This is a genomic window from Gammaproteobacteria bacterium, from assembly GCA_019911805.1.
Taxonomy (GTDB): domain Bacteria; phylum Pseudomonadota; class Gammaproteobacteria; order Thiohalobacterales; family Thiohalobacteraceae; genus JAHJQQ01.
Map to the genome: position 1 here is coordinate 64,027 of JAIOJV010000052.1, position 26,595 is coordinate 90,621.

At 62.3% G+C, this 26,595-nt stretch carries 22 protein-coding genes; 3 read left to right on the forward strand and 19 right to left on the reverse strand.

Features of this window, described 5'->3' with window-relative positions; translation table 11 throughout:
• Nucleotide 1 precedes the first annotated feature (1 nt).
• From K8I04_05640 to K8I04_05725, 18 genes are all read right to left on the reverse strand, one after another.
• Complete coding sequence (locus K8I04_05640; protein ID MBZ0071190.1) at nt 2-865, reverse strand: hypothetical protein; 864 nt, start codon at nt 863-865, stop codon at nt 2-4.
• Nucleotides 866-1,133: 268 nt separating this feature from the next.
• Nucleotides 1,134-1,919, reverse strand: a complete 786-nt coding sequence (locus K8I04_05645) for a DUF2182 domain-containing protein (GenBank protein ID MBZ0071191.1) — start codon at nt 1,917-1,919, stop codon at nt 1,134-1,136.
• A 12-nt stretch (nt 1,920-1,931) separates the two neighbouring features.
• Entirely contained in the window at nt 1,932-2,543 is a 612-nt protein-coding gene (locus K8I04_05650) for a DUF1326 domain-containing protein (protein ID MBZ0071192.1), read from the reverse strand.
• 385 nt (nt 2,544-2,928) lie between these two features.
• The gene (locus K8I04_05655; GenBank protein ID MBZ0071193.1) at nt 2,929-6,027 is read right to left on the reverse strand and encodes a multidrug efflux RND transporter permease subunit; all 3,099 of its coding nucleotides are present in this window, start codon (nt 6,025-6,027) and stop codon (nt 2,929-2,931) included.
• A gap of 166 nt (nt 6,028-6,193) precedes the next feature.
• Nucleotides 6,194-7,390 (reverse strand): efflux RND transporter periplasmic adaptor subunit, encoded by a 1,197-nt coding sequence (locus tag K8I04_05660; protein ID MBZ0071194.1) that lies wholly within the window; start codon nt 7,388-7,390, stop codon nt 6,194-6,196.
• A gap of 290 nt (nt 7,391-7,680) precedes the next feature.
• Entirely contained in the window at nt 7,681-8,955 is a 1,275-nt protein-coding gene (locus K8I04_05665; protein MBZ0071195.1) for an MFS transporter, read from the reverse strand.
• 6 nt (nt 8,956-8,961) lie between these two features.
• The gene (fghA, locus tag K8I04_05670) at nt 8,962-9,798 is read right to left on the reverse strand and encodes an S-formylglutathione hydrolase (protein ID MBZ0071196.1); all 837 of its coding nucleotides are present in this window, start codon (nt 9,796-9,798) and stop codon (nt 8,962-8,964) included.
• Between the two features lie 224 nt (nt 9,799-10,022).
• Nucleotides 10,023-11,132 (reverse strand): S-(hydroxymethyl)glutathione dehydrogenase/class III alcohol dehydrogenase, encoded by a 1,110-nt coding sequence (locus K8I04_05675; GenBank protein MBZ0071197.1) that lies wholly within the window; start codon nt 11,130-11,132, stop codon nt 10,023-10,025.
• 115 nt (nt 11,133-11,247) lie between these two features.
• On the reverse strand, nt 11,248-11,517 hold the full coding sequence (locus K8I04_05680) for a glutaredoxin family protein (GenBank protein ID MBZ0071198.1): 270 nt from the start codon (nt 11,515-11,517) through the stop codon (nt 11,248-11,250).
• Nucleotides 11,518-11,559: 42 nt separating this feature from the next.
• Nucleotides 11,560-11,760, reverse strand: a complete 201-nt coding sequence (locus K8I04_05685) for a cation transporter (GenBank protein MBZ0071199.1) — start codon at nt 11,758-11,760, stop codon at nt 11,560-11,562.
• Between the two features lie 38 nt (nt 11,761-11,798).
• Nucleotides 11,799-14,339 carry a heavy metal translocating P-type ATPase gene (locus K8I04_05690; protein ID MBZ0071200.1) on the reverse strand — a complete coding sequence of 847 codons (2,541 nt, stop codon included), beginning with the start codon at nt 14,337-14,339 and terminating at the stop codon, nt 11,799-11,801.
• Between the two features lie 54 nt (nt 14,340-14,393).
• A complete protein-coding gene (locus tag K8I04_05695; GenBank protein MBZ0071201.1) occupies nt 14,394-14,801 on the reverse strand; it encodes a heavy metal-responsive transcriptional regulator in 408 nt (135 codons plus the stop codon).
• A gap of 500 nt (nt 14,802-15,301) precedes the next feature.
• The gene (locus K8I04_05700) at nt 15,302-15,682 is read right to left on the reverse strand and encodes a PilZ domain-containing protein (GenBank protein MBZ0071202.1); all 381 of its coding nucleotides are present in this window, start codon (nt 15,680-15,682) and stop codon (nt 15,302-15,304) included.
• Between the two features lie 93 nt (nt 15,683-15,775).
• Entirely contained in the window at nt 15,776-16,780 is a 1,005-nt protein-coding gene (rpoS, locus tag K8I04_05705; GenBank protein MBZ0071203.1) for an RNA polymerase sigma factor RpoS, read from the reverse strand.
• Between the two features lie 227 nt (nt 16,781-17,007).
• Entirely contained in the window at nt 17,008-17,643 is a 636-nt protein-coding gene (locus tag K8I04_05710; protein MBZ0071204.1) for a response regulator, read from the reverse strand.
• Nucleotides 17,640-19,136, reverse strand: coding sequence for a response regulator (locus K8I04_05715; protein MBZ0071205.1), 1,497 nt, complete (start codon nt 19,134-19,136; stop codon nt 17,640-17,642). Before K8I04_05715 ends, K8I04_05710 begins: the two co-directional genes overlap by 4 nt.
• Entirely contained in the window at nt 19,133-19,549 is a 417-nt protein-coding gene (locus tag K8I04_05720) for a response regulator (protein ID MBZ0071206.1), read from the reverse strand. Before K8I04_05720 ends, K8I04_05715 begins: the two co-directional genes overlap by 4 nt.
• Nucleotides 19,509-20,774 carry a HAMP domain-containing protein gene (locus K8I04_05725; GenBank protein ID MBZ0071207.1) on the reverse strand — a complete coding sequence of 422 codons (1,266 nt, stop codon included), beginning with the start codon at nt 20,772-20,774 and terminating at the stop codon, nt 19,509-19,511. The genes K8I04_05720 and K8I04_05725 overlap by 41 nt, the downstream gene beginning before the upstream one ends.
• A 1,383-nt stretch (nt 20,775-22,157) precedes the next feature.
• Between K8I04_05725 and K8I04_05730 the strand changes: the two genes are divergently transcribed.
• On the forward strand, nt 22,158-22,805 hold the full coding sequence (locus K8I04_05730) for a peroxiredoxin (protein ID MBZ0071208.1): 648 nt from the start codon (nt 22,158-22,160) through the stop codon (nt 22,803-22,805).
• A 177-nt stretch (nt 22,806-22,982) separates the two neighbouring features.
• On the opposite strand, the gene K8I04_05735 is transcribed toward K8I04_05730, so the two are convergent.
• Nucleotides 22,983-23,495 carry a VPLPA-CTERM sorting domain-containing protein gene (locus K8I04_05735; GenBank protein MBZ0071209.1) on the reverse strand — a complete coding sequence of 171 codons (513 nt, stop codon included), beginning with the start codon at nt 23,493-23,495 and terminating at the stop codon, nt 22,983-22,985.
• A gap of 589 nt (nt 23,496-24,084) precedes the next feature.
• On the opposite strand from K8I04_05735, the gene thrS reads away from it, so the two are divergent.
• Together thrS and infC are read left to right on the forward strand one after the other, a co-directional pair.
• Nucleotides 24,085-26,016: a threonine--tRNA ligase gene (gene thrS, locus K8I04_05740; protein MBZ0071210.1), complete on the forward strand. Its 1,932-nt coding sequence runs from the start codon at nt 24,085-24,087 to the stop codon at nt 26,014-26,016.
• Nucleotides 26,013-26,537 (forward strand): translation initiation factor IF-3, encoded by a 525-nt coding sequence (infC, locus tag K8I04_05745; GenBank protein ID MBZ0071211.1) that lies wholly within the window; start codon nt 26,013-26,015, stop codon nt 26,535-26,537. Before thrS ends, infC begins: the two co-directional genes overlap by 4 nt.
• The last annotated feature ends 58 nt before the right edge of the window (nt 26,538-26,595 follow it).

The following is a 26,595-nucleotide window of genomic DNA, read 5'->3' on the forward strand; positions in this document are numbered from 1 at the left end:
GTCATTCCTCCCGACGCAGACGACCGCTGAGCGTGAGGGAGGTGCGTAACGTATCACGCAGCGCGGTACGGGTCGGGAGGGAGCGACGGATGTCGGTCATCCTCAACCTGGCGACGTTGGTGGACGGCCAGAACTGTATGAGAGATGCAGCGACGGTTCCCTCGCCCAGGGTGGAGCGAGGCAGGTTGGGTCGAATACGTTCCGGAAATGTCACCAGGCCCGGTATCACCCGCCGCACGGGCGCGCTCGGAGCGACCGGGCTGATGATCGGAGCATCGATCGGCACGTCCACCGGGGAGGGCGTCACCTCCTTGCGCTGCACGGAACTACCGGGTGCGAGAGGTGCCAGCATCCTTGCCACATACGCGAATGCAGTGGCCGCATCGTCGTCCGGTGCGTCGTGGTCTGTTCCCGGTGAGACCAGAATGTCGTGCTCGATACCTTTGGTAAGCGCATCGATGTTCGGCGTCTGCCCGCGCCCTGCATTCCGGAAGGCGAGTAACGGCGCCAGTCCAGCAGCCTCGGCCGCCGCGTCAAGGGCGATCTGGCGCACGCGTTCGGAGAATGCTTCGTACTGGGCGCGTGCCGTGGTACTGGATTTCCCGCCCTCGGTATAGAGGAGTGCCAGTCCTACGCCGGAGGCGGATTCAGGAATACCGGATGGTACGAGGGTGCGATTCCATTCGAGCGCCGCAGTGCCGGCCTGTGGTCCCGGGGCATGGATCCATGATGATGCGGTGACATCCCCGAGCAGCGCACGCATCGCATCGCCATCGACGGCAAACCATACCGGCCAGACGAGTGGCTCACGCAGTGCGATCGCGCCTCGCACCTGAACTCCGTTGAACTCCAGCGCCACTCGCATGGGCGACTCTCCATCCATTGGTGAATGCCACACTGTTCTGACAGTGCACTGCCGACATTTGAGTCCACTCCGTCGAGGCAGCGGTCAGCAGAGTACGTCGCTGCAACGCACTTTGCAATAGCGCGCCCACAGGATCGTGACGATACACACACACCGATTTCTGCGGCGCGAGAATCTGATGCACAGATCGATGGTGTACGGTCTGTTGAGCGCCGTGGCGCATCGTGCTACAGCGCGAAACGATCGCACGGGGTAGATGTTCGCCACGTCAGAAGATCGCGCCGAGCAACTGCCAGCCACCCCAAGTCACGAGGCTCAGACCCGCAACGCGTGCAACCGGCCATCCTTGCGGGGCGATCTTCTCGATCAGTACGAACGCCGCGATGGCGGCGACCCACAGCAGGTTCATCACGCCACCCACAAACAACAGCGCCATCAATGCCCAGCAGCACCCCGTGCAAAAGGCGCCGTGGCGCAAGCCCATCAGCAGTGCGCCACGGTGACCGTCACGCCATTCGGTGAGCAGAAAGCCCAGCGGCGTGCGGCACTTGGACAGGCAGACGTTCTTGAGCCGGCTCCCTTGATAGGCTCCGGCCGTGATCAACAGCAACCCACCGGATACCGGACTGGTAGCGACCATCATCGGCGAGAGCAAGGCGGCTTGGTGCAGACCCCACTGGGCCAGGGTCGCGATCAGGCTGAAGGCGCTCCACGCGAGCACGTAACCGGCCAGAAAGATCGAGGTGGGCACAACGGCATTTCCCTGTGCCAAACGATCGCGTTGAACGGTCGTGAACGTGAGAATCATCGGCGAGGCGGAGGGCACCATCATGGCCACCATCATCACTGCCCACATCAGCGCCATCAGTGCGAACTCGACCGCCCCCCAAGGTTGCCAACGGGGCATGGCCATCGCCGATGTCGGCAGGGTGGACGACATGTGCAACGCCAGATATACGACGTATACCCAGGACAGCGCGGTGATGCCGACGAGTCCGGCCGCCACGACACGCCGGTCGCGTCGGTGGATCGCACCCAGGTCGACCGCCGGCATGGACGAATGCGTCTAGGCGCTCTGATAAGTGAACGGAGAATGGAAGCCATTCCGGTTGCTGAACTTCCAGTCGAGGCCGTGATCCTGGTAACGTGCCTCCTTCGATCGTGACACAGCGATGGCGTAGCCGGGCGCGATACACAGCGGGTGATTGTCGATGGTCACCTCCGCCCCGCCCTGGCCTTCGATGCTCTCGATCGTGACTTCACCGATCTTCTCCATCCGCAAGCTGCGTTGTTTGCCTTTGGCCTCAAAGCTCATCTTGGCCGTCTTCACACCGATTACTTCCCCGATATGTGCGGCCAGCATGGCGGGGTGTCCCCCAGCCTGGCCGGCGAAGATGGTCGTCAAGGCGCTGCGCTGGGCTTCGCTGGCCTTCTCGTCCAGGTAGAGTGCGACGTTCCACTTCACCTCGGCCATGTGCCCGGGTGAGTGCACCGCAAGCGCGACGTTCAGCCCGTCGACCTTCACGGCGCCGAAGTTTCCCTGGTCGATGTGCCAGGCGACGAGTGCGGTGCATTCCCCCTCGCTGGGTGCACTGAGGAACACGCACGGACAGCCCACCTCACAGTTGCAGGCTTCGAAGTAGTTGCCTTTCAGGCTCCAGTTAGTGGTGTCAGTCATGATCAACCTCCTGTATGGCGGGTCGAAGTGCCAGACTGCCGTCTGTGTCGCCCGACATCTGAGATTTTAGCAGACCGATGCGATTCGGTGGATCCGGCCCGCTGCAAGCGGGGTGCACAGGTGCTTCAATCAGTGTCGACAATCAGTCTTTTCCAATCACGACTGTCCGGTTAAATGACTCGGCCCGAATCCAGAATCAAGCATTGGCGCGGGCTGTAAGCCGATTTTGTTTAGGTGCCGATGTGCACTGCGCCGGCGTGTGCTGCGGCCGGGGGGGGGTGTATTGTGCTGGCGACCGGCGCCCTCACGAGACATACCAGGGGGACGCTCCCGTAGAAGGACAGGCGCGCAGCGGCGCACCGGCGGCCACCCCTGACCGGCCAGATCAAATCATCCTGCGATCCCGAAGCGTCTGCACCCACTTGTAGAAGATGGGGACCAGAAGCGTTCCGAGGAGGGTGGCCGCAACCATGCCGCTCAGCACCGGGACACCCAGGCTGACGCGGCTGCCGGCGCCCGCACCGGTGGCAAAGACCAGTGGCAGCACGCCAAGCACAAACGATAAGGCCGTCATCAGTACCGCCCTGAAACGCAGCACCGCCGCCTTGGTTGCGGCCTCTTCGGTACTCAGCCCGGATTTGCGCAGCTGCATGGCAAACTCGACAATCAGGATGGCCGTCTTGGTGGACAGTCCAATCAACAGGACCAGCCCGACCTGGGCGTATATGTTGTTCGCAAGGCCCGTCAGCCACAGTCCGGCCAGGGCGCCGAAAATGGCGATGGGGACGGCACCGATGACGGCAAAGGGCAGGGCCCAGCTCTCGTATTGTGCGACCAGAAACAGGTATACAAAAACAATTGCCAGCAGGAAGATCACCATCGCCAGATTGCCGGCCTGTATCTCCTGCAGGCTCTGCCCGGCCCAACTGTATTCGTAACCCTGCGGCAGATTCTCAGAAAGCGCTTCCATCGCCCTGATGGCATCACCACTGGCAAACCCCGCTGCCGGTTCTCCAGACACCGTCACGGAACGCTTGAGGTTGAAATGCGCGATATTGGCAGGCCCGAGCACGGGTTTCAGTGTGGCCAGTGTGGATAGCGGCACCATGTCGCCATCACGGTTGCGGACCGAGTAATATGCCAGATCCTCCGGCCCTTTCCGGAACTCTCCCTCGGCCTGCAGCTGCACCCGGTAGTTCCTGCCAAAATACGTAAAGTCATTCACATACAGCGAACCAAACTGGGTCTGCAGTGTGGAGAAGATATCGGATAGCTGAATACCCAGGGCCTTGGCCTTGTTCCGGTCTACTTCGAGCAGGTACTGGGGGATATTGGCACGGTAGGTACTGTAAACCCGGGACAACTCCTGCTGCTGATTGGCCTCGAAGATCAGCCCGTTCATTACCTGAACCAGCTCCGAAATGTCGCGCCCAAGATTGTCCTGCAAACGATAATCGAACCCTGCGGAGACACCCAGCCCGGGAATGGGTGGCGCATTGAACACCATGACCTGGGCCTCCGGAATCGTCCATAACCTTGAGTACAATCGAGGCACAATTTCATCCAGGCCGAGGCCAGGCACTTCTCGTTCTGACCAGTCGCTGAGTACGATAATACCGAGACCGTTATTGGATCCGGCACCATCCAGCAGAGAAAAACCGGAAACGGAAATAACGTCGGTGACGGCGGGGTCTTCCAGCACCATATCCGTCACTTTCTGGAGCACCACATCGGTTCGTTCCTGGGAAGCGGCAACCGGTAATTGCACATTCACGAACAGGAAGCCCTGATCCTCTGGGGGTACGAACGCCAGCGGCACAGCGTTGAACAGACCCGTGCTGACTGCGAGCATGATCACCAGGGCTATCCCGACCAAGGCGCTCTTGCGAAGCAATCTTGTGAGGAGCCCGGAATAGCCTTTCGTGCCGACGGTTATCAACCGCTCGAGCGGTCGCAGCCAGCTGATCGATTGGCTGGCCCCACGGCCGAGCAACGACACACAGAGCGCCGGGCTGAGGGTGAGTGCATTGATGGACGAGATGATGACCGCCACTGAAATCGTGACTGAGAACTGCTGATAGAGCTTCCCGGTGATCCCAGGCATGAATGCCACCGGTACGAACACCGCCAACAGCACCAGAGTGGTCGCGATGACGGGTCCGGTTACCTGCTCCATGGCCTTGGTGACGGCCTCCTGGATAGGCAGCTTCTCTTCTTGCGTTATCCGCTGCACGTTCTCGACAACCACAATGGCATCATCGACAACGATTCCGATCGCGAGTACCAGGCCAAACAGTGTAATGATATTGATCGAATAACCCAGTGCCGCCATGACTGCGAAAGTACCAATCAGGGAAACCGGTATGGCAATGGCGGGAATGAGTGTTGCCCGTCCGCGTTGCAGAAACAGAAACACGACCAGGATGACCAGTGCGACGGCCTGGACAAGCGTAATGACTACTTCTCGGATTGACCGGCTGATGAACTCAGTAGAGTCAAAAAGTATGCTGTGCGTGACCCCGTCGGGAAAGCTCCGAGCGAACTCTTCGACAGCCTCTTTTACCTGTCCGGCGACCTCCAGGGCGTTGGCATCGGGTAACTGATAGATGACCAGAAATGCAGTATCCTGATTATTCAGTTTGGCAGTCGAGGTATAGGATCGTGAGCCCAACTCGATCCGTCCGACGTCACTAAGGCGTAAAAATCCACCGTCCTGGTTTACCCGGATGATCGTCTGGGCGAACTCGGCGGAGTCTGACAACTGCTCTTTACTCTGAATGCTGTAGACGAATTGCTGCCCCTCAGGAACGGGCGCCTGTCCCAGTTTGCCGGCCGCGACGATCTGGTTCTGTTCCCGTAACGCTGCGACCACTTCGGCCACAGTGACCCGCAGAGACGTCATGCGCCGGGGATCAAGCCAGACACGCATACTGTAGTCCTTGGCACCCATGACCTCGGCGGACGCAACGCCAGGTACCCGCCCCAGGGCTTCAACCAGATGACTGGAGGCATAATTACTCAGAAAGACAGCATCCAGGTCGGGGCGCTGTGATATGAGGTTGATGCCCATCAACATGTTGCCGGTCTGTTTGCTGACGGCAACGCCCTGTCGCCTGACCTCTTCCGGCAGGAAGGGTTCAGCCAGCGCAACCCGGTTCTGCACGTTGATCTGGGCAATATCGGTATCGGTGCCGCTTTCAAACGACAGCGTGATCATCGCCGAGCCATCATCGGAGGCCGACGACTCGATATAAATCATGCCCTCGACACCGTTGAGCTGTTGTTCTATCGGGCGGATGACCGCCTCTTCGACGATCTGGGGACTCCCTCCGGGGAGCACTGCCATGACCCGGATCTTGGGCGGCGCCATGTCGGGATACATGTTGACGGGAAGCGTCTGCAATGCCAGCAGGCCGGCGAGGGTTATCACGATCGAAATAACGAACGCAAACCTGGGGCGCTGGATGAAGACGCGACTGATCATCCCGAAAGCCCTGGTTGCCACGGCAACACACGGAAGACGCTGAGATGAAGCAGCGTCGCAAGGCCCCGACGCAGTGCCTGGTAGGTGGCGAGGGCTGTTGTGTGAAGCATATGAACTTGTCCGTGTATTTCCGTGTGCTTCCGTGGCTGAAGAAAGTTTTTCAGGATCATTGGTCAACCTCACCGCCAAGGGTGAGGTCGGTGAGTACTCCGGTATCCGGGTCTATCTGTTTCGGTACCGGATTGACGGTCACCCCGGAGCGGACTTTCTGCAGACCTTCGACAATTACGCGCTCGCCCACCTCCAGGCCGCTCTCGGTGGCCAGCATAGCGCCCTGACGCGAGCCGGTTTTGATGAACCGTTGGATGACCTTCTGTTGGTCGTCTACGACGAGGACAAATTTACCTTCGATGGTCTCCTGTACGGCCGCTTGTGGCACCAGGACCTGAGGCTCACCGGCCCGCCCTTCGATATGCAGTGTGACATACAGCCCGGGCAACAGAACGGCATCCGGATTGGGGAACTCCGCCCGCATGGCGACGGTGCCGGTACTGGCATCGGTCTGCACATCGGCAAAGTTGGGTATACCGTTCTGGTTGTAATATTTACCGTCCGGCAGCGTCAGGCGAAGCGACAATTTGCTGACGATGCTCGCGCCAGAGCTGCTGCCTAAGCGGCGGAATGCGACGTAGTCGGACTCATTGAGCTGGAACTCCACATAGATCGGATCCGTTACCAGCACTTCCGCAATCGGTCCGCTGGCCGGGCCGACGACGGCACCGACATCGTAATTCAGCCTGCCGATCCAGCCGTCAAACGGTGCCTTGATCTCGGCGTATTCCCGATTGGTAGTGGCTTTCTGCACCGCGGCTTCTGCGCTCTCCAGGCGACCTGCCGCAGCATTGGAGCGATCCCTGAGCGTGTCCATATCCGCCTCGGACAGATACCCCTTGGCAGCGACTTCTTCACCTCGGTTGAGGTTTTTCCGGGCGGATTCGGCCTCCGCCCTGGCGGCGGTCAGCTCTGCTTTGGCCTGCTGGAGATCTGCACGGACACGGGTATCTTCCAGCCTGACCAGAACCTGCCCTTCACGCACCCGGGATCCCTCCCGGAACAGAATCTCTCTGATCTCGGCTTCGATGCGCGGTGTGAGCCAGGCCCTGGCTGACGCTGCCGTTCTGGCGACAAAGTCGCGGGATGGGCGGACTTCAGAGCTTTCCAGGACCACAACGGAAACCGAGGGCGGTGTGGCCTGGGGCGGCTCAACAGGCTCTGAACACCCGGCACTGAGGCACAGAACCCCGATCATCACTAGCCGCTGGCGGATTTGTCTGGTCGAAGAATGATACGAGAGGCTGAACATAGGTCTTCCCTGAATGATCCAAAAAACCATATTTGCCATGGAAGCACATGGAAGACACCGAGATGAAACAGTGTCGTAAGGCTCCGGCTCAGCACCTGGCGAGTGAGGAGACCGTTGTATGAAGCGTACGATCTTGCCCGTGTGCTTCCGTGGCTGAAGTGAGTCTTTCAGGTTGATGGGCGGGCCGGATCTCACACTGGATGCGTACAGCCTGTGCTCAGATTAACAGGCTGGTGAGAAACGTGCTCGGGGGCACACCGGCGCTTCAGCCCTGTCGGAAGGGCGGGGGACTACGAATCCAGGTCGTCGCCGGTGGCCTTATCCGCCGCCGCTGCCGTGGCCGCGATGGCGGCCCATTCGGCCTCTGCCAGCCGCTCCGGGTGCGGCGGTTGCGGGCCGACATAACGATCGCGGCCGGCCGCGAGCCCGAACAGGGCCTGCGCTATCGCGAGGCCCACCAGCAGCCACAGTGCCGACTCCCAACCGCCGCTGGTATCCCGCAGGGCACCGACCAGGATCGGGGCGCTGGCGGCCAGCAGGTAGCCACCGGACTGGGCAAAGCCGGACAGGCTGGCGGCCTGCTGCGGGTCGCGGCTGCGCAGTACGATCAAGGTCATCGACAGACTGAATGCCGCACCCAATCCGATCCCGATCAAGCTGCTCCACAGCGAGCTCATCACCCCGGGCCAGACGGCCATACCGGTAAACCCACTGGCGGTGATCAGCGCCAGGCCCATGGCCAGCAGGCGCTGATCGGCGAGGCGCACGGCCAGTAGCGGCGTGAGCAGGGCAGCCGGAACCCCGATGACGGTGAGCAGCGCGAGTTGGGCGCCGGCCGCCGCGGGTTTGAGGCCGGCGTCGGTCAGGATGCTCGGCAGCCAGGAGACGATCGCATAGAAGGCCGACGATTGCAGCCCGATATAGGCGGTGATCTGCCAGGTCAGAGGATCGCGCCAGAGTGCGGACGGTGCTGTGGTAGCGGGCTGCACGGCCTCCGCCGTGCGCAGGCGCGCCCGCCAGACCAGCGCGGCGACCAGTGCCGGGAGCGCCAGTACCCCCAGCGGCAGACGCCAGCTGGCGCCGGCCTCCACCCAGGTGGCCGTCAGAACGACCCCCACGCTGGCGCCACCGTTCATGGCGACCAGATAGAGACCGGTCATCAGGCCCACCTGGGTGGCGAAATAGTGCTTCACCAGTCCGGGCAGCAGGACATTGGCCAGGGCGGTGGCGCCGCCCAACAACAGTGTCCCGGCCAGCAACGCGGGGAGACCGGGCACGACCCGTAGCAGTCCGCCCAGCCCGATCAGGGCGGCGCAGTAGTACAACACGGTCTTGGTCCCGACGCGGCGGCTCAGCGCCGGCGCCAGCGGGGCGAGTGCACCGAAGCACAGTACGGGAAGGCCGGTCAGCAGTGCGGCCCCGGCCGCGGAGATCACATACTCCGCGCGGATCTGGTCCATCACCGGTGCCACGGCGACCAGTGTGGAGCGCATGTTGAATGCCAGCAGCAGCGTGGCGATCGCCAGCCACAGCCGCGGCTGCGACCGCAGCGTCTGCCGCCCCATGCTGGCCTATTCCCGCAGCGCCTTGGCGTGATACGCCAGATGGTCGCCGATGAAGCTGGCGATGAAATGATAGCTGTGGTCGTAGCCGTCCTGCATGCGCAGCTTGAGTTCTCCGCTGCGGGCGACGTAGACCGCTTGCAGATCCTGCGGGAACAGCTGTCCGGCCAGGAACTCGTCGTCGGTCCCCTGATCGATCAATACGGGCACCGGCTCGTGTCCGGCCAGGATCAGTTCCGTGGCATCGTAGGCCTTCCACTGCGCCTGATCATCACCCAGATAGGCGCCAAAGCAGCCTTCGCCCCAGGGTGACTTCACCGGATGGCAGATCGGTGCAAAGGCGGATACCGAGCGATAGGCGTGCTTTTCCTTCAATGCACAGATCAACGCGCCGTGACCGCCCATGGAATGACCACTGATGGACTTGACACCGGGGAGCACGGGCAGGTTGGCCTCGATCAGGGCCGGGAGTTCCACGGTGACGTAGTCATACATTCGATAATGCGTCGCCCAGGGCGCCTGCGTGGCATTTACGTAAAAGCCGGCGCCCTTGCCCAGGTCGTAGCGCTCCGGTACGTCGGGCACGTCATCGCCACGCGGACTGGTGTCCGGAAAGATCAATGCCAACCCGAGTTCCGCGGCATAGCGCTGCGCGCCGGCCTTGGTGCGGACATTGTCATCGGTGCAGGTCAGCCCCGACAACCAATAGACGGCTGGAACCTTTTCCGTGGCTGCCTGCGGCGGCAGATACACCGAAAAGGTCATCGTGCAATGGCAGCTCGTGGATTCATGCTGATAACGGTTCAGCCAGCCGCCGGATTCCTTGATGCTTTCGATCTGTTTCATGATGCGGTGCCCTGGAGTGAATCGATTGATGGTGAAATCATCGAGAGGATATCAGTAGTATGTCCACTGTTGTCCCGTAAACCCAAAAATCCCATTTGCCTTGGAAGCACACGCAAGACATTAATGAACCTCTATGATCTCGTCTGTGTTTTTCCCTGTGTTTCCGTGGCTGAAATGCGTGTCTGCAGGGTGAAAATAATGAGACGCAAGCAAGTGGGGGCGACTCAGAAGATAATCACGCTGCGAATGCTCTCACCGCTGTGCATCAGCTCGAATGCGCGATTGATGTCCTCCAGCGGCATGGTGTGGGTGACCATCTTGTCCAGCTCGATCTCACCGCTCATGTAGCGGTCTACATATCCTGGCAGCTCCGTGCGGCCCTTGACGCCACCGAATGCGGAACCCTTCCAGGTGCGGCCCGTGACCAGTTGGAAAGGGCGGGTGCAAACCTCCTGGCCGCTGCCGGCGACGCCGATGACGGTGGATACGCCCCAGCCCATATGCGTGCACTCCAGCGCCTCTCGCATCACCTGCACATTCCCGATGCACTCGAAGGAATAATCGACACCGCCGTTGGTCATGTCCACGATGGCCTCCTTGACGCTGCCGCTCAGTTCCCTGGGATTGACGAAATCGGTCGCGCCCAGTGCCTTGGCCATGGCCCATTTGCCCGGATTGATATCCACGGCGATGATACGCCCCGCCTTGGCCATCACCGCCCCCTGGATACAGGACAGGCCGATACCGCCCAGACCGAACACCGCGACGGTGGAGCCGGGTTTCACCTTGGCCGTATTGAGCACCGCGCCGATGCCGGTGGTGACACCGCAACCGAGCAGACAGACCTTGTCCAACGGGGCCGCCTTGTTGATCTTCGCCAGCGCAATCTCCGGCACGACGGTGTACTCGGAAAACGTCGAGCAGCCCATGTAGTGATAGATGGGTTTACCGTTCATGGAAAACCGTCGTGTGCCATCGGGCATGTAGCCGGTCCAGACCGTCGCGGCGATGGATTGGCACAGATTGGTCTCGGTGGAATGGCAGTACACGCATTCGCCGCATTCCGGGATGTACAGGGGGATCACATGATCGCCCGGCTGCAGCCCTTTCACGCCGGGGCCACATTCCACCACTTCACAACCACCCTCGTGGCCGAGTACGGCGGGAAACGCGCCCTCGGGGTCGTCACCGGACAAGGTGAAGGCATCTGTATGACATACACCCGAGGCGATGACCTTGAGCAGCACCTCGCCGTCCTTCGGGCCTTCCACATCGATCATCTCGATGGACAAGGGCTTTTTCGGTTCCCAGGCAACAGCGGCTTTCGATTTCATCGGCGGGGTCCTTGTGAGTACAGCTTCGAACGGTGTGGTGCCGCAGCATCTGCGTACGTGATGGGGGGGTGAGCATTTTCCTGTGGAATCTTACCCCATAGGCGATGCGAGCGGATCACGTCAGCAGCGTACCACGCTGTTCGAGTGCCGCTTCGAGCCTGGCCCTTTGTTGTGCGAAAGTACCATAGAAGAAGGCATCACCGATCACCGTGATGGGCGCGACCCGCACGCCATAACGGGACTTGGCCTCGTCCGCGACGCCCGGGTCGGTCACATCACGTTCCTCGTAGGCGATCTGCCGCTGCTGCAGCCACTGCTTGAGTGCCGCGCAATCGGGGCAGCCGGGCGCCGTGTAGAGGAGCACGGGTGGGGGTTTTACGTCCATGTCGGGTGCCCCGGCGCATCGGGGTGATCGCCTTGACCGCGATCACTGCACACTCGCGTCATACCCTTCTCCCTTGACTGCCGTCACCAGTGCCTGCGGATCGGCACTCCCCGTCACCACGGCCTGCGGTGGGTCGAGGCTGACGTCGGCCTGTTCCACACCCGGGACCTGCTGCAAGGCCTTATTCACGGCGGCTACACAATGGCCGCAGGTCATACCGGAGATCTTGAGGATCGTTTGCATCGCTGTCGCTCCTTTGTCTTTACTGCCATGTCGGTTCGTTACCGCGTGCCGTGGGCCGTGCGCACTTCGCTGGCCTGCTGGCCGCTGTGCAGGGGGGTGCCGTCGGAGGGTGTTTGCGTGCCGTAGGCGACCGCCCGCAGGCGCCTGAGGCGCAGACTGTTGCTGAGCACGAAGACACTGGACAGGCCCATCGCCACGCCGGCCACCATGGGATTCAAATGCCAGCCGGTCCAGGGATAGAACATACCGGTGGCCAATGGAATCAATAGAATATTATAGAAGAACGCCCAGAACAGATTGCCGCGGATCGTGCTCATGGTGCGCTGCGCGACCTGCAATGCGGTCACCACACCGGACAGATCACCGCGCGTCAACGTGACGTCCGCTGCCTCGATGGCGATATCGGTGCCGGAGCCGACGGCGATGCCGACTTCGGCCTGCGCCAGGGCTGGCGCATCGTTGATGCCGTCACCCACGAAGGCGACCTTGCGCCCTTGCTGCTGCAGCGCGATCACTGCGGTGGCCTTGCCTTCGGGCAGGACCTCCGCCTGCACCGTCTCGATCCCGGCGAGGGCGGCAATCGCGGCGGCTGTGCGACGATTGTCACCAGTGATCATGCCCACGTGCAGATTCCGCTGCTTGAGTGCAGCGATCACCGCTGCTGCTTCGCGTTTCAGGGGATCTGCCACGGCGAGTATGGCACGCAGCTGACCGTCCACCGCCAGATACATGGGCGTCTTACCCTGATCGGATAGCGCGGTGACCCGCTCTGACACCGACTGCAGAGAAATGCCTTCACGGGTCATGAAGCGATCGGCGCCAAGCTGTACCTGGTGGCCATCCACACGGGCCTGGACACCGTAACCCGGTACGGCACTGAATTCAGTCACCGGCCACGATGGCACACCCTCCGTTTTGGCTGCCTGCACGATGGCGCGGGCGATCGGGTGCTCACTGCCCACTTCCACCGCCGCCGCAAACGCCAGTGCGGTGGCGCGGTCACCGTCCAGCGCCTCGAGATCGGTCAGGCGGGGACGGCCTTCGGTGAGGGTGCCGGTCTTGTCGAATACGACAGTATCCACGTGGGAGAGCGTCTCCAACGCCTCGCCCTTGCGATACAGCACGCCCAATTCGGCGGCCCGACCGCTGCCGACCATGATCGCCGCCGGTGTGGCCAGACCCATCGCGCAGGGGCAGGCCACGATCAGTACCGCCACGGCACTGACCAGGGCCAGCGTGATCGCCGGCTCCGGACCGAATGACAGCCAGGCAAAGAAACTGATGAGGGCGATGACAATCACGATCGGCGTGAACACGTTCACCACCCGGTCGGCCAGGCCCTGGATCGGCAGTTTGGAGCCCTGGGCACGTTCGACCAGGCGAATGATCTGCGCCAGCACGGTCTGTGTGCCCACCTGAGTCGCCTTGATCTGCAATAGCCCGTGCTGATTCACCGTGCCACCGACCGCCTTGTCACCGACCCGCTTGAGAATCGGCACCGGCTCGCCCGTGAGCATGGATTCGTCGACATAGCTCTCGCCCTCGGTCACCTCGCCGTCGACCGGCAGACGCTCACCCGGGCGGACCACCACGACATCGCCCTGACGCACCTGTGCGATCGCCACCTCCTGCTCCTGACCTTCACGCAGTATCCGGGCGGTCTTGGCCTGCAGGCCGATCAGCTTTTTGATCGCTGCGGACGTGCGTCCCTTCGCCGTCTCCTCCAGGAATTTGCCGAACAGAATGACGGTGACGATGACCGCGGCCGACTCGAAATAGAGATGGCGGGCCTCCGTCGGAAACAGGCCGGGCCACAGCAGCACCAGCATGCTGAATAACCACGCGGCACCGGTGCCGGTCATGACCAGGCTGTTCATGTCGGGTGAGAGATGCCGGTAGGCGATCCAGCCCGGACGGAAAAACCGCCGCCCCGGCCCGAACAGCACTATGGTGGTCAGGATCGCCTGCACCCAGTCCCAGACCGCGATCGGTGCGAGTGCGCGCAGGCCCTGGTCGATCGCCGGGATGAGCATTCCACCCATCGAGATCAGCATGACCGGTGCAGTCAGCGCGGTGGCCAGTCCGACATCACGCCGCATCGCCTGCCGTGTCGCGGCGCGCACCTCGGCCTCGCGTTCCTCCCCGGACCCATCCGGGCCGGCATCCAGCCGGTAGGTGGCATAGCCGGTCTCTTCGATGGCGGCGATCACTTCATCGGGACTCACGCTGGCGGGCAGATAGCGTACCGTCGCCCGTTCCGTGGTCAGATTGACACCGGCCTCGAGCACACCCGGCAACTTGTTGAGTGCCCGCTCCACGCGTGCCGTGCAGGAGGCGCAGGTCATGCCTTCGACCCCGACCTCGTATTCCGCCACGATCGGCGTGTACCCGGCGTCAGTCACGGCCTGCACGATGCGCCCCGGCTCCTGCACGGCCGGGTCGTAACTGATACTGGCGCGCTCGGTGGCAAGATTGACGCTCGCCTCAGTCACGCCGGGCAGCTTTGACAGGGCCCGCTCGACGCGCGCCGTACAGGAGGCGCAGGTCATCCCTTCAACACCCAACTGCAGTTGCTTCATAACTGAGACCTCTTATGTGAATTCGGTCGGAACAGGGTGCTTCAAGGCCTGCATTCAGGCCGCGTTGTCTGCCAGCGCCGCGAGAATCGGACACTCTTCGGTTGAACCGTGGCCGGAACAACGCCGGTCGAGCTTCGACAACCCACGTTTCATACGCTGCAGGTCACGGATACGCACATCGATATCGGCAATCTTGCTTTGGGTCAGCCGCTTCACCTCGGCCGCCGATTTGCCCGGGTCATCACTGAGCGACAGCAGTTCGGCGATCTCATCGAGTGAGAAACCCAGGGCCTGTGCGCGCCGGATGAAGCGCAGGCGCCGTACCGCATCTGCACGGAACAAACGGTAGCCGGATGCCGTACGCTCGGCTTCGGGCAACAACCCGCGCCGTTCGTAATAACGCAAGGTCTCCACCGCCACACCGGTTTGTCTGGCCAACTTGCCCACGGTCAAGGTCTGCATGGTCACCCCTCATCGCGATGCAGGCATTCTAAACCCTGTAGCCTACTATAGAGTCAAGAGCTGTTCCTTGCACCCCGAGGGTATCCCAACCGTAAAATCCCACATTGGCTGCGCGGGTCAGGCCTGCCGTCCGGTCACCGACCTGCACCATGCGTGACTGCAGAGAGGAAAGCCAGCCACGGAAGCAGGCTCATTGCATAAAGCCCCAGGATCAACCCGCGGGTAATGGTCCCGGGTGTATACAATGAATTCTTTCCGTGTCGTTCCGTGGGTTCCGTGGCCAGAAATGGTTTAAGAAAATTCTGACGAGGCTGAAGCGATCGGCCCGAAGGCGGGGGAGGGGATAGATCTGACCCAGGAACCACGAAGGACACGAAGGACACGAAGAAGAATCTGGCCAGTGTAAAATCAGCCAACATACACTTGGTGTTGCCTTCGTGTCCTTCGTGTCCTTCGTGGTAAAAGTTTTAGCAAGCTGGGACGGGCCTGCGGATTCCCATTCAGGCCCCGACCCGGCGCGCAGCACCAGTGCCTGGCGCCGCCGGAACCCGTGCCGACAGGGCCGACCCGGCCTCCGCCAGATGCAGCAGCGCAGAGGCTTCAGGGGGATTGAACTCGGCATAGGTCACGCCGACGTCGTGGCCCGATTGCCGCACCACCAGTGCTTCGATGGGGCGCACCCGATGCGGTCGTTCGGGACCGCGCTCCACGTGCAGGACTGTCATCATCGAATGCGGCATCAGCTCGAGGCCGGCTGGCATGCGTACCCGCAGACCGCTGGCACTGACATCGAGAATGACGCCACGTTCCAACACGTTCTGACCCAGATCGACCAGCACTACGATCTCGGCATGTCTGCGGCTTCCCCAACGGTGTTCCATCACGTATCCTCCTCGTCTTGATCTGACTATTGCAGAGTACGGACAGCCGGAATGTGATCGTGTTCAACCTTGCGCGGGCTCTTGCCGTGTTCCCTACGCAAACAATGTCTCCACCGAGACGCCTTCATCTTCGAGGATCTCCCGTAATCGCTTCAGGGCCTCCAGCTGGATCTGACGCACGCGTTCACGCGTCAGGCCGATCTCCGCACCGATCTGCTCGAGGGTAGCGACCTTGCGGCCATTCAGGCCAAAGCGCCGCTCCAGCATGGTCCGCTGCCTGCTGTTCAACTGGCCGAGCCAGCCTTCCATCTGCTTGTGCAGATCATCGTCAGCAAGCAGCTCCAGCGGGTCGCTGCTGTTCTCGTCGGGGATGCAGTCGAACAGTGATTTGTCGGAATCATGACCGTGAGTGTCGTCCACCGAGGCGGTCACCTCACGCAGCGCCAGCATCTGTCTGACCTCATCCTGCGGCTTGTTCAGGTGTGCCGCGATCTCCTCGATGCTCGGCTCAAAACCATGGTGTTGTGTCAGGGTCCGTTGGGCACGCAGACAGGTATTGATCGCCTTGGCGATGTGGACCGGCAGACGGATGGTGCGGGACTGGTTCATGATGGCCCGATCGATGTTCTGGCGTATCCACCACACGGCATAAGTGGAAAAGCGGAAACCGCGCTCGGGGTCGAATTTCTCGACGGCATGCATCAGACCGAGATTGCCTTCCTCGATCAGATCGAGGAAAGGGAGGCCGCGGTTCAGGTAGCGGCGGGCGACCTTGACGACCAGGCGCAGATTGCTTTCGATCATGCGCCGGCGGGCGGACGCGTCGCCCTGCCGTACCAGCCGGCCGTAATGGACCTCTTCTGCGGCGCTCAGCAGGGGTGACGTGCCGACCTCGTTCAGGTACAGACGGGTGGCGTCCCACTGGGCATCGACGGCAGGGACGCTGCCGGTGCGACGGTTTGTTGATGCCGTATTCCCGGTTTCACGCACCTCATCGTCGTCAAACGGTGTGGCTGCGTTGCCGATCTCGAAGGCCGGGTGGGCCGCTGCTGCGCGGCCCCGGCGGGGGGCTGTAGTTGCGTGGGTGGTTGCTCTCATGCCGACTCCCTTCGTTTGGGTATCCCGTTCGTCTGGCGGGGCTGTCGCAATTAAAGCGTCTTCGCGCGGATGGGAAAATCCGGGCGTCTACGTACGTATAAGTACGTAGTTCATCGCGGTGTATCCCGGGATACAAGGTCGAGGTGGCCCGGAGGGCGTCATGATCGTGGCGCACCACAGCGGCTATCCTGCCGGCGCAGTAGATCAGTCCCAAGTCCGTCAGGCTTTTAGGGGCGTGCGGGATCGGTGTCGAGCAGGCCCAGGGCCTGGCTCATGGTGGTCAGATCGACGGCCGAGCGGGCCGCCATCTTCTGCATGATGTGCGTGCGGTGGGTCTCTACGGTGCGGTGGCTGATGCGAAGCACCCGGGCGATCTCCTTGCTGCTGTGCCCGGCGACCACCAGCGCGAGCACATCCCGTTCACGGTCCGTGAGCGAGGCATACCGCGACCGCAGCGCCTCGGACTCGTCGCGCTGCGCCTGCTGCCGGGCGGCGGTCGCCAGGGCGGCCCGGACGCGGTCGATCAGCAGCCCGCCCTCGACCGGCTTGGTCAGAAAATCCATTGCCCCGGCCTTGATCGCCGCCACACTGGTGGGGATGTCGCCATGGGCGGTCAGGAAGATGATCGGCAGGTGGATGCCGCACCGGTTCAACTCCTGCTGCAGGGCCGGCCCGTTCATGCCCGGCATGCGCACGTCCAGGATCAGACAGGCCGGATGGACGATGTCCCTGCAGGCCGCCAGGAAGGCTTCACCGCCGGCGTAACGCTCCACACGGAAGCCCGAGACCTCCAGCAGCATGGACAGCGCATCGCGTACGGCGGTGTCGTCATCGACCAGATAGACGGTGGGTGTCGCGCTCATGATTCGTCCGCCGGCAGGATGAAGCTGAAGCGGGCACCGGTCCCGGGCGACTCGGCCCAGAGTCGCCCGCCCTGCGCCTCGATCAGGGTGCGGCTGAGAGCGAGTCCCATCCCCAGTCCATCGGATTTGGTGGTAAAGAAGGGGTCGAAGATCCGGCTCAGTACCGCTGGAGGGAGGCCGGGGCCGGTGTCCTCGATGGTGGTCTGCACCTGACCCTCGGCGTTGATGAGGGTATGGATGGTTATCGTGGCATCACTGCCATCCTTTGTGCACAGGATATCGCCGGCGTTCTGCAGCAGGTTCATCACGACCTTCTCCGTCTGTACACGGCTGGCCCGCACACGCGGCAGGTCCGTCGCCAGCATCAGCCGCAGAGGCTGGCCGTTGAGGCAGTCGATGGCCTCGCACTGCACCACGGCATCCCGGATGGTGGTATTGAGGTCCAGTGATTCGGTGGCGACTTCGCCGCGGTGGAGGAAGGCGAGCAGCTCGCGCATGACGTTGCCGGCGCGCTGGACCTGCCTGACGCTCTGCCCGAGGGCATGCTGCACCTTGGCCATGTCTGCGCCATCGTGCAGCATCCGCAACGATGCCTCGGTATACGCGGCCACGGCGTTCAGCGGCTGGTTGAGTTCATGCGCGATGGCCGCGGCGGTCTGGCTGGCCGTGTTCAGATGCATGAGGCGCTCCATCTCGCTGCGGCGCCGCTGCAGTTCCTTCTCTGCACGTTTCTGCTCGGTGATGTCCAGCGCGATCACATAGAAACCCAGTACTCCGCCCTGTCGCCCGATATGTGGCAGGTAGCGCACATGCAGCTTTCGCTGCTCGCAGTTGACGCTGAAGGTGCGGTCGAATTCACGGGGTTCTCCGGCGAGCACTGCCTGGATATCGGAGTGGGTCGCGGCGTAGCTCTCGCCGAGGAATTCCTTCAGGGTCATGCCATACAATACCTCGGACGTCAGCCCGAACCATTCGGCATAACGCTGGTTGGTGTAGCGGAGGCGCTCCGACCGGTCGACATAGCTCAGCAGGCCGGGAAAACCGTTGGCCACTGCCTGCAGCCGTTCTTCGGCCTCGCGCTTTTCGGTACGCAGCCGCCGTTCGCGCAGGGCGCGCTCGATCACGGTCGGCAGGAGTTTCAGGTACTGGCGTTCGGTATCCTTGACCAGATAGTCGTGCGCACCCAGGCGCAGGCTCTCGACCGCCAGGCTGGCCCGGTCCGCGCCGGTCAGCATGATCACCGGCACCGGAATCTTGCCTGCGTCCGTGGCCAGGCCGACCAATACTTCGGTACCGCTCAGATCCGGTAGCTGGTAATCGAGCAGGATGCAGTCCGGCTGCAGCCGCCGCGCCAGCCGCAACCCCTCGCGGCCGGTGTCCGCCTCACTGAAGTGGTACTCGACGTCCGTCTGCAGTGTCAGCTCACGCCGGCAGGCCATGCGGTCGACCCGATCGTCCTCGATGATCAGCAGCTGGATGGGCGTTCCAGTCATTCGGGTAGTTCGCTCAGGGTCCAGTAGGTGTCGATGGAGCGGATGGTCTCGACGAACTGACGGTAGTCGACCGGCTTGCACATATAACCGGCCACGCCCAGATCGAAACTCTCTATCTTGTCGCGCTGCTCCTCGGACGTGGTCAGGACCACCACCGGGATGCGCCTCAGCTCGGGGTCGTTCTTCGCGACCCGCAGGAACTCGATGCCGTTCATGATGGGCATGTTGAGGTCCAGCAGGATCAGGCACGGCCGCTCGATGTCCGCCGCCTTCAGCCTGTGCAGCGCCTGCTGGCCGTTCTCCGCGACGTCCAGACGGTTGGTGACGTGCAGCTCCTTGAGGGCGCGCTGCACGGTCATGACATCGACCTGATCATCCTCGATCAGCAGAATGGGGCGTGCGGTCTTTCTCATCGTTCACTTCTCCGGTCGCTTGATGTGCATGTTCCATGGGCAGAGTGAAAAAGAAAGTGCTGCCCGTGTCCGGCGTGGATTCCACCCAGACCCGCCCACCGAACAGGTCGACGATCTTCTTCACGATCGCCAGGCCGACGCCGGTGCTCTCGACCCGGTCGCGCGGCTGCAGTGTCTGGAAGAGCTGGAATACCTTGTCGTACTGGGCGGGATCGATGCCCGGCCCATTGTCGGTGATGTGGAATTTCCACATCCCGCCGGCGGCGGTGCAGCCGACGCGGATGTCGCCCTCCGGCTTGTCCAGATAGGTGATGGCGTTGGCGATCAGGTTCTGGAACAGCTGCTGCATGCGCGTGGGTTCGGCCTCTACGGTCGGCAGCGGATTCTCGATGGTTACACGGATGTTCTCCGGCGGGTGGAGGGCATCCACGACGTCCTCCACCAGTTGCTGCAGGTGTACCGGTACGATGGTCTCGCGCACCCGCCCGATGCGTGAATACTCGAGGATGCCGTCGATCAGCCCATCCAGGCGGCGCACCCGCTGTCTCAGGAGCCGGAGAAACTCCTGCCCCTGACCGTCGAGTTGCTCGGCGTAATCCGTCGACAGCCAGTCTGCGAGTGAGCCGATGCTGCGCAACGGCGCCTTGAGGTCGTGTGATACGACATAGGCGAAGCTGGCCAGTTCCGTATTGACGGTCTTGAGGGCGACATTGGCCTTCTGCAGCTCCGCCGTGCGGGCCTGGACACGGTGTTCGAGCTCGGCGTTGAGATGGCGCAGTTCGGCCTCGGCAGCGCCGCGCGCCCGGTCGGCGCGCTCGAGACTGGCCGCCATCTCGTCGAAGGCCCGCGCGAGTGTACCGAACTCGCCGGGGCCGTGTCGCAGCCCGGTCCGGGCGCCGAGTTCGCCGCCGGCCAAGCGGTGCGACGCGGCGACCAGGGTGCGGACCTGGCGCAGCACGAACATGTCGGCGCCCAGCCAGGCCATGGCGATGGTCAGGGCCGCAGCCAGGGTCAGGATGATCACATTGCGCCACAGCAGACGGTCCGCATCACGATAGGCGATGGCCGTGGGGATGCCGACGGCCACATAGGCGTCCAGGTCGCGCTCTGTGTGCCGGATCGGCAGAAACCCATACAGGCGCTGCACGGCGCCGGTGTCGGTCAGTTCCGCGGTACCCTCGTGGGCGCGCGCGGCAACGTGGCGGAACAGCGGCGAATCCCGCATGTCCCGTCCCAGCCAGTCCTGCGGGTCGGGGTACCGGCTGAGGACAACGCCGGTGCGGTCCCAGAGCGTGAGCACGGAGCCCGCTGGCAGTTCGGTCTTCGCCTGGTATTCGTTGAGCCAGCCGAGATCCAATGCGACGAACAGGACGGCACGAATGCTGCCCGGTGCCGCGAAGACCGGCACGGCGAGATGCAACACGGCCTGGTTCGCTGCAAAGGCTGCGTGGTAGTCCCCGACGCTGAAGGTCTGGGTTTCGATCACCTGGCGAAAGAAACTCCACTGGCGCAGATCGTCCGGGCGCAGTATCGGTCGCACGCTGCAGAGGATCTCGCCGTCGGGCCGGATCAGGCCGGCATTGATGTAGCGCCCCTGCTCGGCGATCAGCGGGGCGAGATGGCTCGTACAAACGGTAGCATCGGCCGCGCGTACCGGTGGGAGTTCGGCAAGCGCCTGGAGGACATAGCGGGCGTTCTCGGTGAGCAGCGCCTGACTGTTGGCGATCATGTGGGCGGCGCGCAGCGCGTCGCTCTCCGCCGCCGCCGCCGCCGTGGCGCGTTGCTCGGTTGCCGTGTAGACCATCACGCCCAGGGCCGGCAGGGTCGCGAGTGTCACCAGCAGGAACAGGCGTGCGCGCAGACGCAGACCGAAGAACGTTTCCCAGAAAGAGGTCGCTGAGATTTGCGGGCTCACAGCGGGGGCGTTGCAACGGTTGCGGAGTCTGCCAGCGGCGGGGCCGGCGGCCGTGGGGCCGGACGATGCAATGACTCAGGACAGGTGAGATCTGGGTCTGCTGACAAGAGGCGCCCCCTGCTTACGTGGTATTTTCGTGACGGCTGTGTGCGCTGAACCCGTGCTTCCGGGGAGTATGCAAATCCGTGCTATCGCTCGCAACGTCCGCAAGCAGGAGCTTGGCTTTTGTCATGCATGCCCCTTCCCCAACCACGCCTGTTCGAGCATTTGACTCGGGCGATACATTGATAGTGGCATGATCCACCCCTGAACCCGGTACCAGGGCCGCACTATCGGAACCCTTGTCGGAAATCCTGCGCCGGTCGCCCCGAACGCCCGGGTCCAAGATACCACGTGGTGTCGCGTGCAGGCCTCCGCTGGAGGCGGTTCTTGCCCACCACTACCCCCTGTAAATCCAGGATCATTATCCGGGCTTTACACCACGAGCTTTTTTCCGTGTTGTTCCGTGGATTCCCTGGCCATATTTCCAAGAACCTGGTTCAAGTAAGCGCCCTGCAGCTCGTACCCCTGCGTCAGAATGGTTGTCGGCACACTTGAAAGGCGTCGGGACCATCCATATATATATTGATGATCCTGGAGTACGGGGGCCGCAGGGTCGCCGCCCTGAAGTACACAACACACAAGGAGACCGACATGAGTTTACGCATCAACGATACTGTGCCCGATTTCTCGGTTGATACCAGCCAGGGGAAGATCCGGTTTCACGACTGGATCGGTGACAGCTGGGCGATCCTGTTCAGCCACCCGAAGGATTTCACACCGGTGTGCACCACTGAATTCGGCGCTGTGGCGCAGTTGAACGATGAATGGAAGGCACGCAATACCAAGGTCATCGGTATCTCCGTCGACGGTGTCGAGGATCACATGAAATGGATCGGCGACATCGAGAAATTCAGCGGTGCCGACGTCGATTTCCCGATCATTGCGGACGAAGACCTGAAGGTGTCGAAGCTCTATGGCATGCTTCCAGCCGAGGCCTACCTGCCGGATGGCCGCACCCCGGCCGACAGCGCGACCGTGCGGTCGGTCTACATCATCGGGCCGGATAAGCAGCTGAAACTTTCCATGACCTACCCGATGAACGTGGGCCGCAATTTCGCCGAGATCCTGCGGGCACTGGACGGGCTGCAGACCGCGGCTAAGGAGAATGTCGCCACGCCGGCCGACTGGAACGTCGGCGAAGACGTGATCGTGCCGACGTCCGTTTCGACCGAGGATGCGAAGAAGAAGTACGGCAAGGTAAAGGAGATCTTTCCCTACCTGCGGACAGCGAAACTCTGACGGGTGTCGTAGCGGCTATTGCAAAGCCCCGGGCGTTCCGGGGCTTTGTCGTCTGCGCCTGGCATGGGCGCACTTCATCGGTGCGCAGGGTTCAGTTCGTTCATACCCTGGAACGTCAACAACTTTGTACTGGCAGCTCGGATTATCACCGGCCAGAGGCTGTGACCCTCTCCGGTACTAGTGACGTCTCTTTTTCCCAGCGACCCCGACCAGCCCCAACAGGCCGGAGCCCAGGAGCCAGACAGCCGCCGGTACCGGTATCGGGCTCACTTGGGTCGTCGCATCAACGGCCACGTCAGTTCCCGCCACGCCGAAGCTGAAAGCGGTGCGTACCGTGTACGTCGTATTGTTCACCAAGTCTGCTGAAAAGGAGACACTTGACTGTCCGCCGCCGCTCAGGCCGGAGGCGATCGGGGAGCCAGCCGGGGATGAAACCCCCGCATACAACTCGATAGAGAAGGCACCCGCCTGAAAGATCCCGGTGCCCGATGGCACCAGACTGAAGCTGATGATCGCGTCGGCGGTATCCGCGACAGCGAAGAACGTGTAATAGTCATCGTAGCTGCCCGGCGTAAGCCCTACCCGTGTGTCGGAAACGGGTGGTGGGAAGTTACCGAGACTCCCCAGCGATGCGGCATGGATGGACAGTGGGGCGAGTGAGCACACAACCGCGCAGATGTATTTCCTCATAGCCACCTTCCCCTCCAGAATAATTTTTTGGAATATGTTCGACTTGCCGACTGGTTGCCGGTCAGACGGTATAACGTCCCGCGCATACACAGCAAGTATTGTTCCGTTTCAGCCCAGGCGAGCGATAACATCTTGTTATCAGATGAATTTGATCCCTTTATCTGTCAGGCTCGGGGCGCGCTGACGGTTATTCTATTAAGGTGATCTGTAAATGTTCTCGACAGGCCGATCGCCGATAGACCATTCTATCTCCTTGTTATCTCGAATGAATTCGCATGAGTATACGGTTTGGGTCGGTGGTAGGTATCCCGACAGTCTCCCGGCCATAGCGGACAGTGCAGTTTGGATGAAGACGCGCAAACGCCCTGCCTTCTAATTGAAGGACGGATTTTTGTGTGACAACAGCGCGCCGTGATTTGACCCGCCCGACCACCGACGTGTAGTATCCGCGCTCCGATGATGCCCTGTAAGTGATTGATAGGGGCGCGATTCACCCTCTGATGAGGCGAATTCAGGGAACCCGCCCCGAACGGCCCGGGTTTCCAGGACACCACGTGGCCCCGCGTACAGGTCACCACTGGAGACGACCATGCCCACCATCACCCTTCCCGACGGCAGTCAGCGCCAGTTCGATCAGCCGGTCAGCGTACAGGACGTGGCCGCCGCCATCGGCCCCGGGCTGGCCAAGGCCGCACTCGCCGGTCGGATCGACGGGCGCATGGTCGACACCTCCCATGTGATCGACCGGGATACGAGCCTGGCCATCGTCACCAGTAAGGACGAGGACGCCCTGGAGTTGCTGCGTCATGACGCCGCGCATGTGATGGCCCAGGCGGTGCAGGAGCTGTATCCGGGTACCCAGGTCACCATCGGCCCGGCCATCGAGCATGGCTTCTATTACGACTTTGCCCGCGACGAAGCCTTCACGCCCGAGGACCTGACCCGGATCGAGGCGCGCATGCACGAGATCGTCAAACGGGATCTGCCGATCCATCGCGAGGTCTGGGACCGGAGCGAGGCGATCAAGGTCTTCGGCGACCTCGGCGAGGCCTACAAGGTCGAGATCATCGAGGACCTCATCCCCGAGGGCGAGGCGGTCTCCGTCTATCGTCAGGGCGATTGGTTCGATATCTGCCGCGGCCCACATCTCCCCAGCACCGGCAAACTCGGCAAGGCCTTCAAGCTCATGAGTGTGGCCGGCGCCTACTGGCGCGGCGATTCCCGCAACGCCATGCTGCAGCGCATCTACGGCACGGCCTGGCGTACCCCGGCCGAGTTGCAGGACTATCTGTACCGTCTGGAAGAGGCCGAGAAGCGCGACCACCGCAAGCTCGCCAAACAGCTGCACCTGTTTCACATGCAGGAGGAGGCGCCGGGCATGGTGTTCTGGCACCCCAACGGCTGGGTCATCTGGCAGGCGGTGGAACAGTACATGCGCGCCAAGCTGGACGCCCACGGTTATCAGGAGGTGCGTACGCCCCTGGTGGTGGACCGCAGCCTGTGGGAGAAATCCGGCCACTGGGACTTCTACGGGGAGTACATGTTCACGACCCAATCGGAAAACCGCGACTACGCGGTCAAGCCGATGAACTGCCCGTGCCATGTCCAGATCTTCAACCACGGCCTGCGCAGCTACCGCGACCTGCCACTGCGCATGGCCGAGTTCGGCTCCTGCCACCGCAACGAACCCTCCGGCGCGCTGCACGGCCTGTTGCGCGTGCGTGGCTTCACGCAGGACGATGCGCACATCTTCTGCACCGAGGAGCAGATGCAGGATGAGGCCGAGCGCTTCATCGAACTGGTGCTGGAGGTCTATCGGGACTTCGGCTTCGAGGACATCCTGTTCAAGCTCTCGACCCGCCCGGATAAACGCGTGGGTGGCGATGAGGTGTGGACCAAGGCGGAACACGCCCTGGAACGGGCCCTCAATGCCACGGGCCTGGACTGGGACCTGCAGCCGGGCGAGGGGGCCTTCTACGGGCCCAAGATCGAATTCTCCCTGAAGGACTGCCTCGGGCGGGTCTGGCAGTGCGGCACCCTGCAACTGGACTTCGTCATGCCCAGCCGGTTGGGGGCGGAATATGTGGCCGAGGACAACAGCCGCCGGGTGCCGGTGATGCTGCACCGGGCGGTCCTCGGCTCCCTGGAGCGCTTCATCGGTATCCTCATCGAACACCACGCAGGCATCATGCCGGCCTGGCTGGCCCCGGTGCAGGCGGTGGTCATGAGTATCACCGACCGTCAGAACGCGGCCGTCCTGGCGGTCGAGGAATCCTTGCGAAATCAGGGTATCCGGGTGAAATCGGACTTGAGAAACGAGAAGATCGGCTTTAAAATCCGCGAGCACACGATTCAGCGCGTGCCCTACCTGTTGGTAGTCGGCGATCGCGAGGCTGAGTCGAATTCTGTGGCCGTGCGCACGCGAGCAGGCAAGGATCTGGGCGCGATGCCGGTGGAGACCGTCGTCGCGCGCCTGAACGCCGAGATCGCGAGCCGCGGCCGAACTGTTTTGGAGGGCTGAGTATCAGCGCTGGAAAAGAGAAATACCGGGTCAACGAGCGGATCACGGCCCGACAGGTACGCGTCATCGATGTCGAAGGCGAACAGGCCGGCGTGATGACCATCGAGCAGGCCCTGGCGCTCGCGGAAGAGTCGGGCGTGGATCTCGTCGAGATCGCACCCCAGAGCGAGCCACCGGTCTGCCGCGTTATGGACTACGGCAAATTCCTGTTCGAGCAGAACAAGAAGCAGGCCGTCGCCCGCAAGAAGCAGAAGCAGGTGCAGGTGAAGGAAATCAAATTCCGTCCCGGCACCGACATAGGGGATTATCGGGTCAAGCTCCGCAACCTGATACGTTTCCTGGAAGAAGGGGACAGAGTGAAAGTGACGCTGCGGTTCCGCGGGCGCGAAATGGCGCATCAGGAACTGGGCACGGAACTTCTGGAACGGGTGAAGAAAGACCTCGAGGAACTCGGAGTCGTCGAGCAATTCCCCCGGATGGAAGGCCGCCAGATGGTCATGGTGATGTCCCCGAAGAAGTGAGCGGTCCGTCAGGCCAAAGTCGTCGCGCGCAGGTTGCGGGTGGCGCCCTGTACGGATG

What these genes read in the sequence shown, in the direction of transcription:
- K8I04_05640 (MBZ0071190.1), bottom strand. Translation starts at nt 865, where the DNA reads ATGCGAGTGGCGCTGGAGTTCAACGGAGTTCAGGTGCGAGGCGCGATC.
- K8I04_05665 (MBZ0071195.1), bottom strand. Translation starts at nt 8,955, where the DNA reads ATGGGGCGGCAGACGCTGCGGTCGCAGCCGCGGCTGTGGCTGGCGATC.
- K8I04_05710 (MBZ0071204.1), bottom strand. Translation starts at nt 17,643, where the DNA reads ATGAGCGCGACACCCACCGTCTATCTGGTCGATGACGACACCGCCGTA.
- K8I04_05655 (MBZ0071193.1), bottom strand. Translation starts at nt 6,027, where the DNA reads ATGATCAGTCGCGTCTTCATCCAGCGCCCCAGGTTTGCGTTCGTTATT.
- K8I04_05715 (MBZ0071205.1), bottom strand. Translation starts at nt 19,136, where the DNA reads ATGACTGGAACGCCCATCCAGCTGCTGATCATCGAGGACGATCGGGTC.
- K8I04_05700 (MBZ0071202.1), bottom strand. Translation starts at nt 15,682, where the DNA reads ATGGAACACCGTTGGGGAAGCCGCAGACATGCCGAGATCGTAGTGCTG.
- K8I04_05685 (MBZ0071199.1), bottom strand. Translation starts at nt 11,760, where the DNA reads ATGCAAACGATCCTCAAGATCTCCGGTATGACCTGCGGCCATTGTGTA.
- K8I04_05730 (MBZ0071208.1), top strand. Translation starts at nt 22,158, where the DNA reads ATGAGTTTACGCATCAACGATACTGTGCCCGATTTCTCGGTTGATACC.
- K8I04_05690 (MBZ0071200.1), bottom strand. Translation starts at nt 14,339, where the DNA reads ATGAAGCAACTGCAGTTGGGTGTTGAAGGGATGACCTGCGCCTCCTGT.
- K8I04_05650 (MBZ0071192.1), bottom strand. Translation starts at nt 2,543, where the DNA reads ATGACTGACACCACTAACTGGAGCCTGAAAGGCAACTACTTCGAAGCC.
- K8I04_05725 (MBZ0071207.1), bottom strand. Translation starts at nt 20,774, where the DNA reads ATGCGGGATTCGCCGCTGTTCCGCCACGTTGCCGCGCGCGCCCACGAG.
- K8I04_05735 (MBZ0071209.1), bottom strand. Translation starts at nt 23,495, where the DNA reads ATGAGGAAATACATCTGCGCGGTTGTGTGCTCACTCGCCCCACTGTCC.
- K8I04_05695 (MBZ0071201.1), bottom strand. Translation starts at nt 14,801, where the DNA reads ATGCAGACCTTGACCGTGGGCAAGTTGGCCAGACAAACCGGTGTGGCG.
- rpoS (MBZ0071203.1), bottom strand. Translation starts at nt 16,780, where the DNA reads ATGAGAGCAACCACCCACGCAACTACAGCCCCCCGCCGGGGCCGCGCA.
- K8I04_05660 (MBZ0071194.1), bottom strand. Translation starts at nt 7,390, where the DNA reads ATGTTCAGCCTCTCGTATCATTCTTCGACCAGACAAATCCGCCAGCGG.
- K8I04_05645 (MBZ0071191.1), bottom strand. Translation starts at nt 1,919, where the DNA reads ATGCCGGCGGTCGACCTGGGTGCGATCCACCGACGCGACCGGCGTGTC.
- K8I04_05720 (MBZ0071206.1), bottom strand. Translation starts at nt 19,549, where the DNA reads ATGAGAAAGACCGCACGCCCCATTCTGCTGATCGAGGATGATCAGGTC.
- K8I04_05675 (MBZ0071197.1), bottom strand. Translation starts at nt 11,132, where the DNA reads ATGAAATCGAAAGCCGCTGTTGCCTGGGAACCGAAAAAGCCCTTGTCC.
- K8I04_05680 (MBZ0071198.1), bottom strand. Translation starts at nt 11,517, where the DNA reads ATGGACGTAAAACCCCCACCCGTGCTCCTCTACACGGCGCCCGGCTGC.
- thrS (MBZ0071210.1), top strand. Translation starts at nt 24,085, where the DNA reads ATGCCCACCATCACCCTTCCCGACGGCAGTCAGCGCCAGTTCGATCAG.
- fghA (MBZ0071196.1), bottom strand. Translation starts at nt 9,798, where the DNA reads ATGAAACAGATCGAAAGCATCAAGGAATCCGGCGGCTGGCTGAACCGT.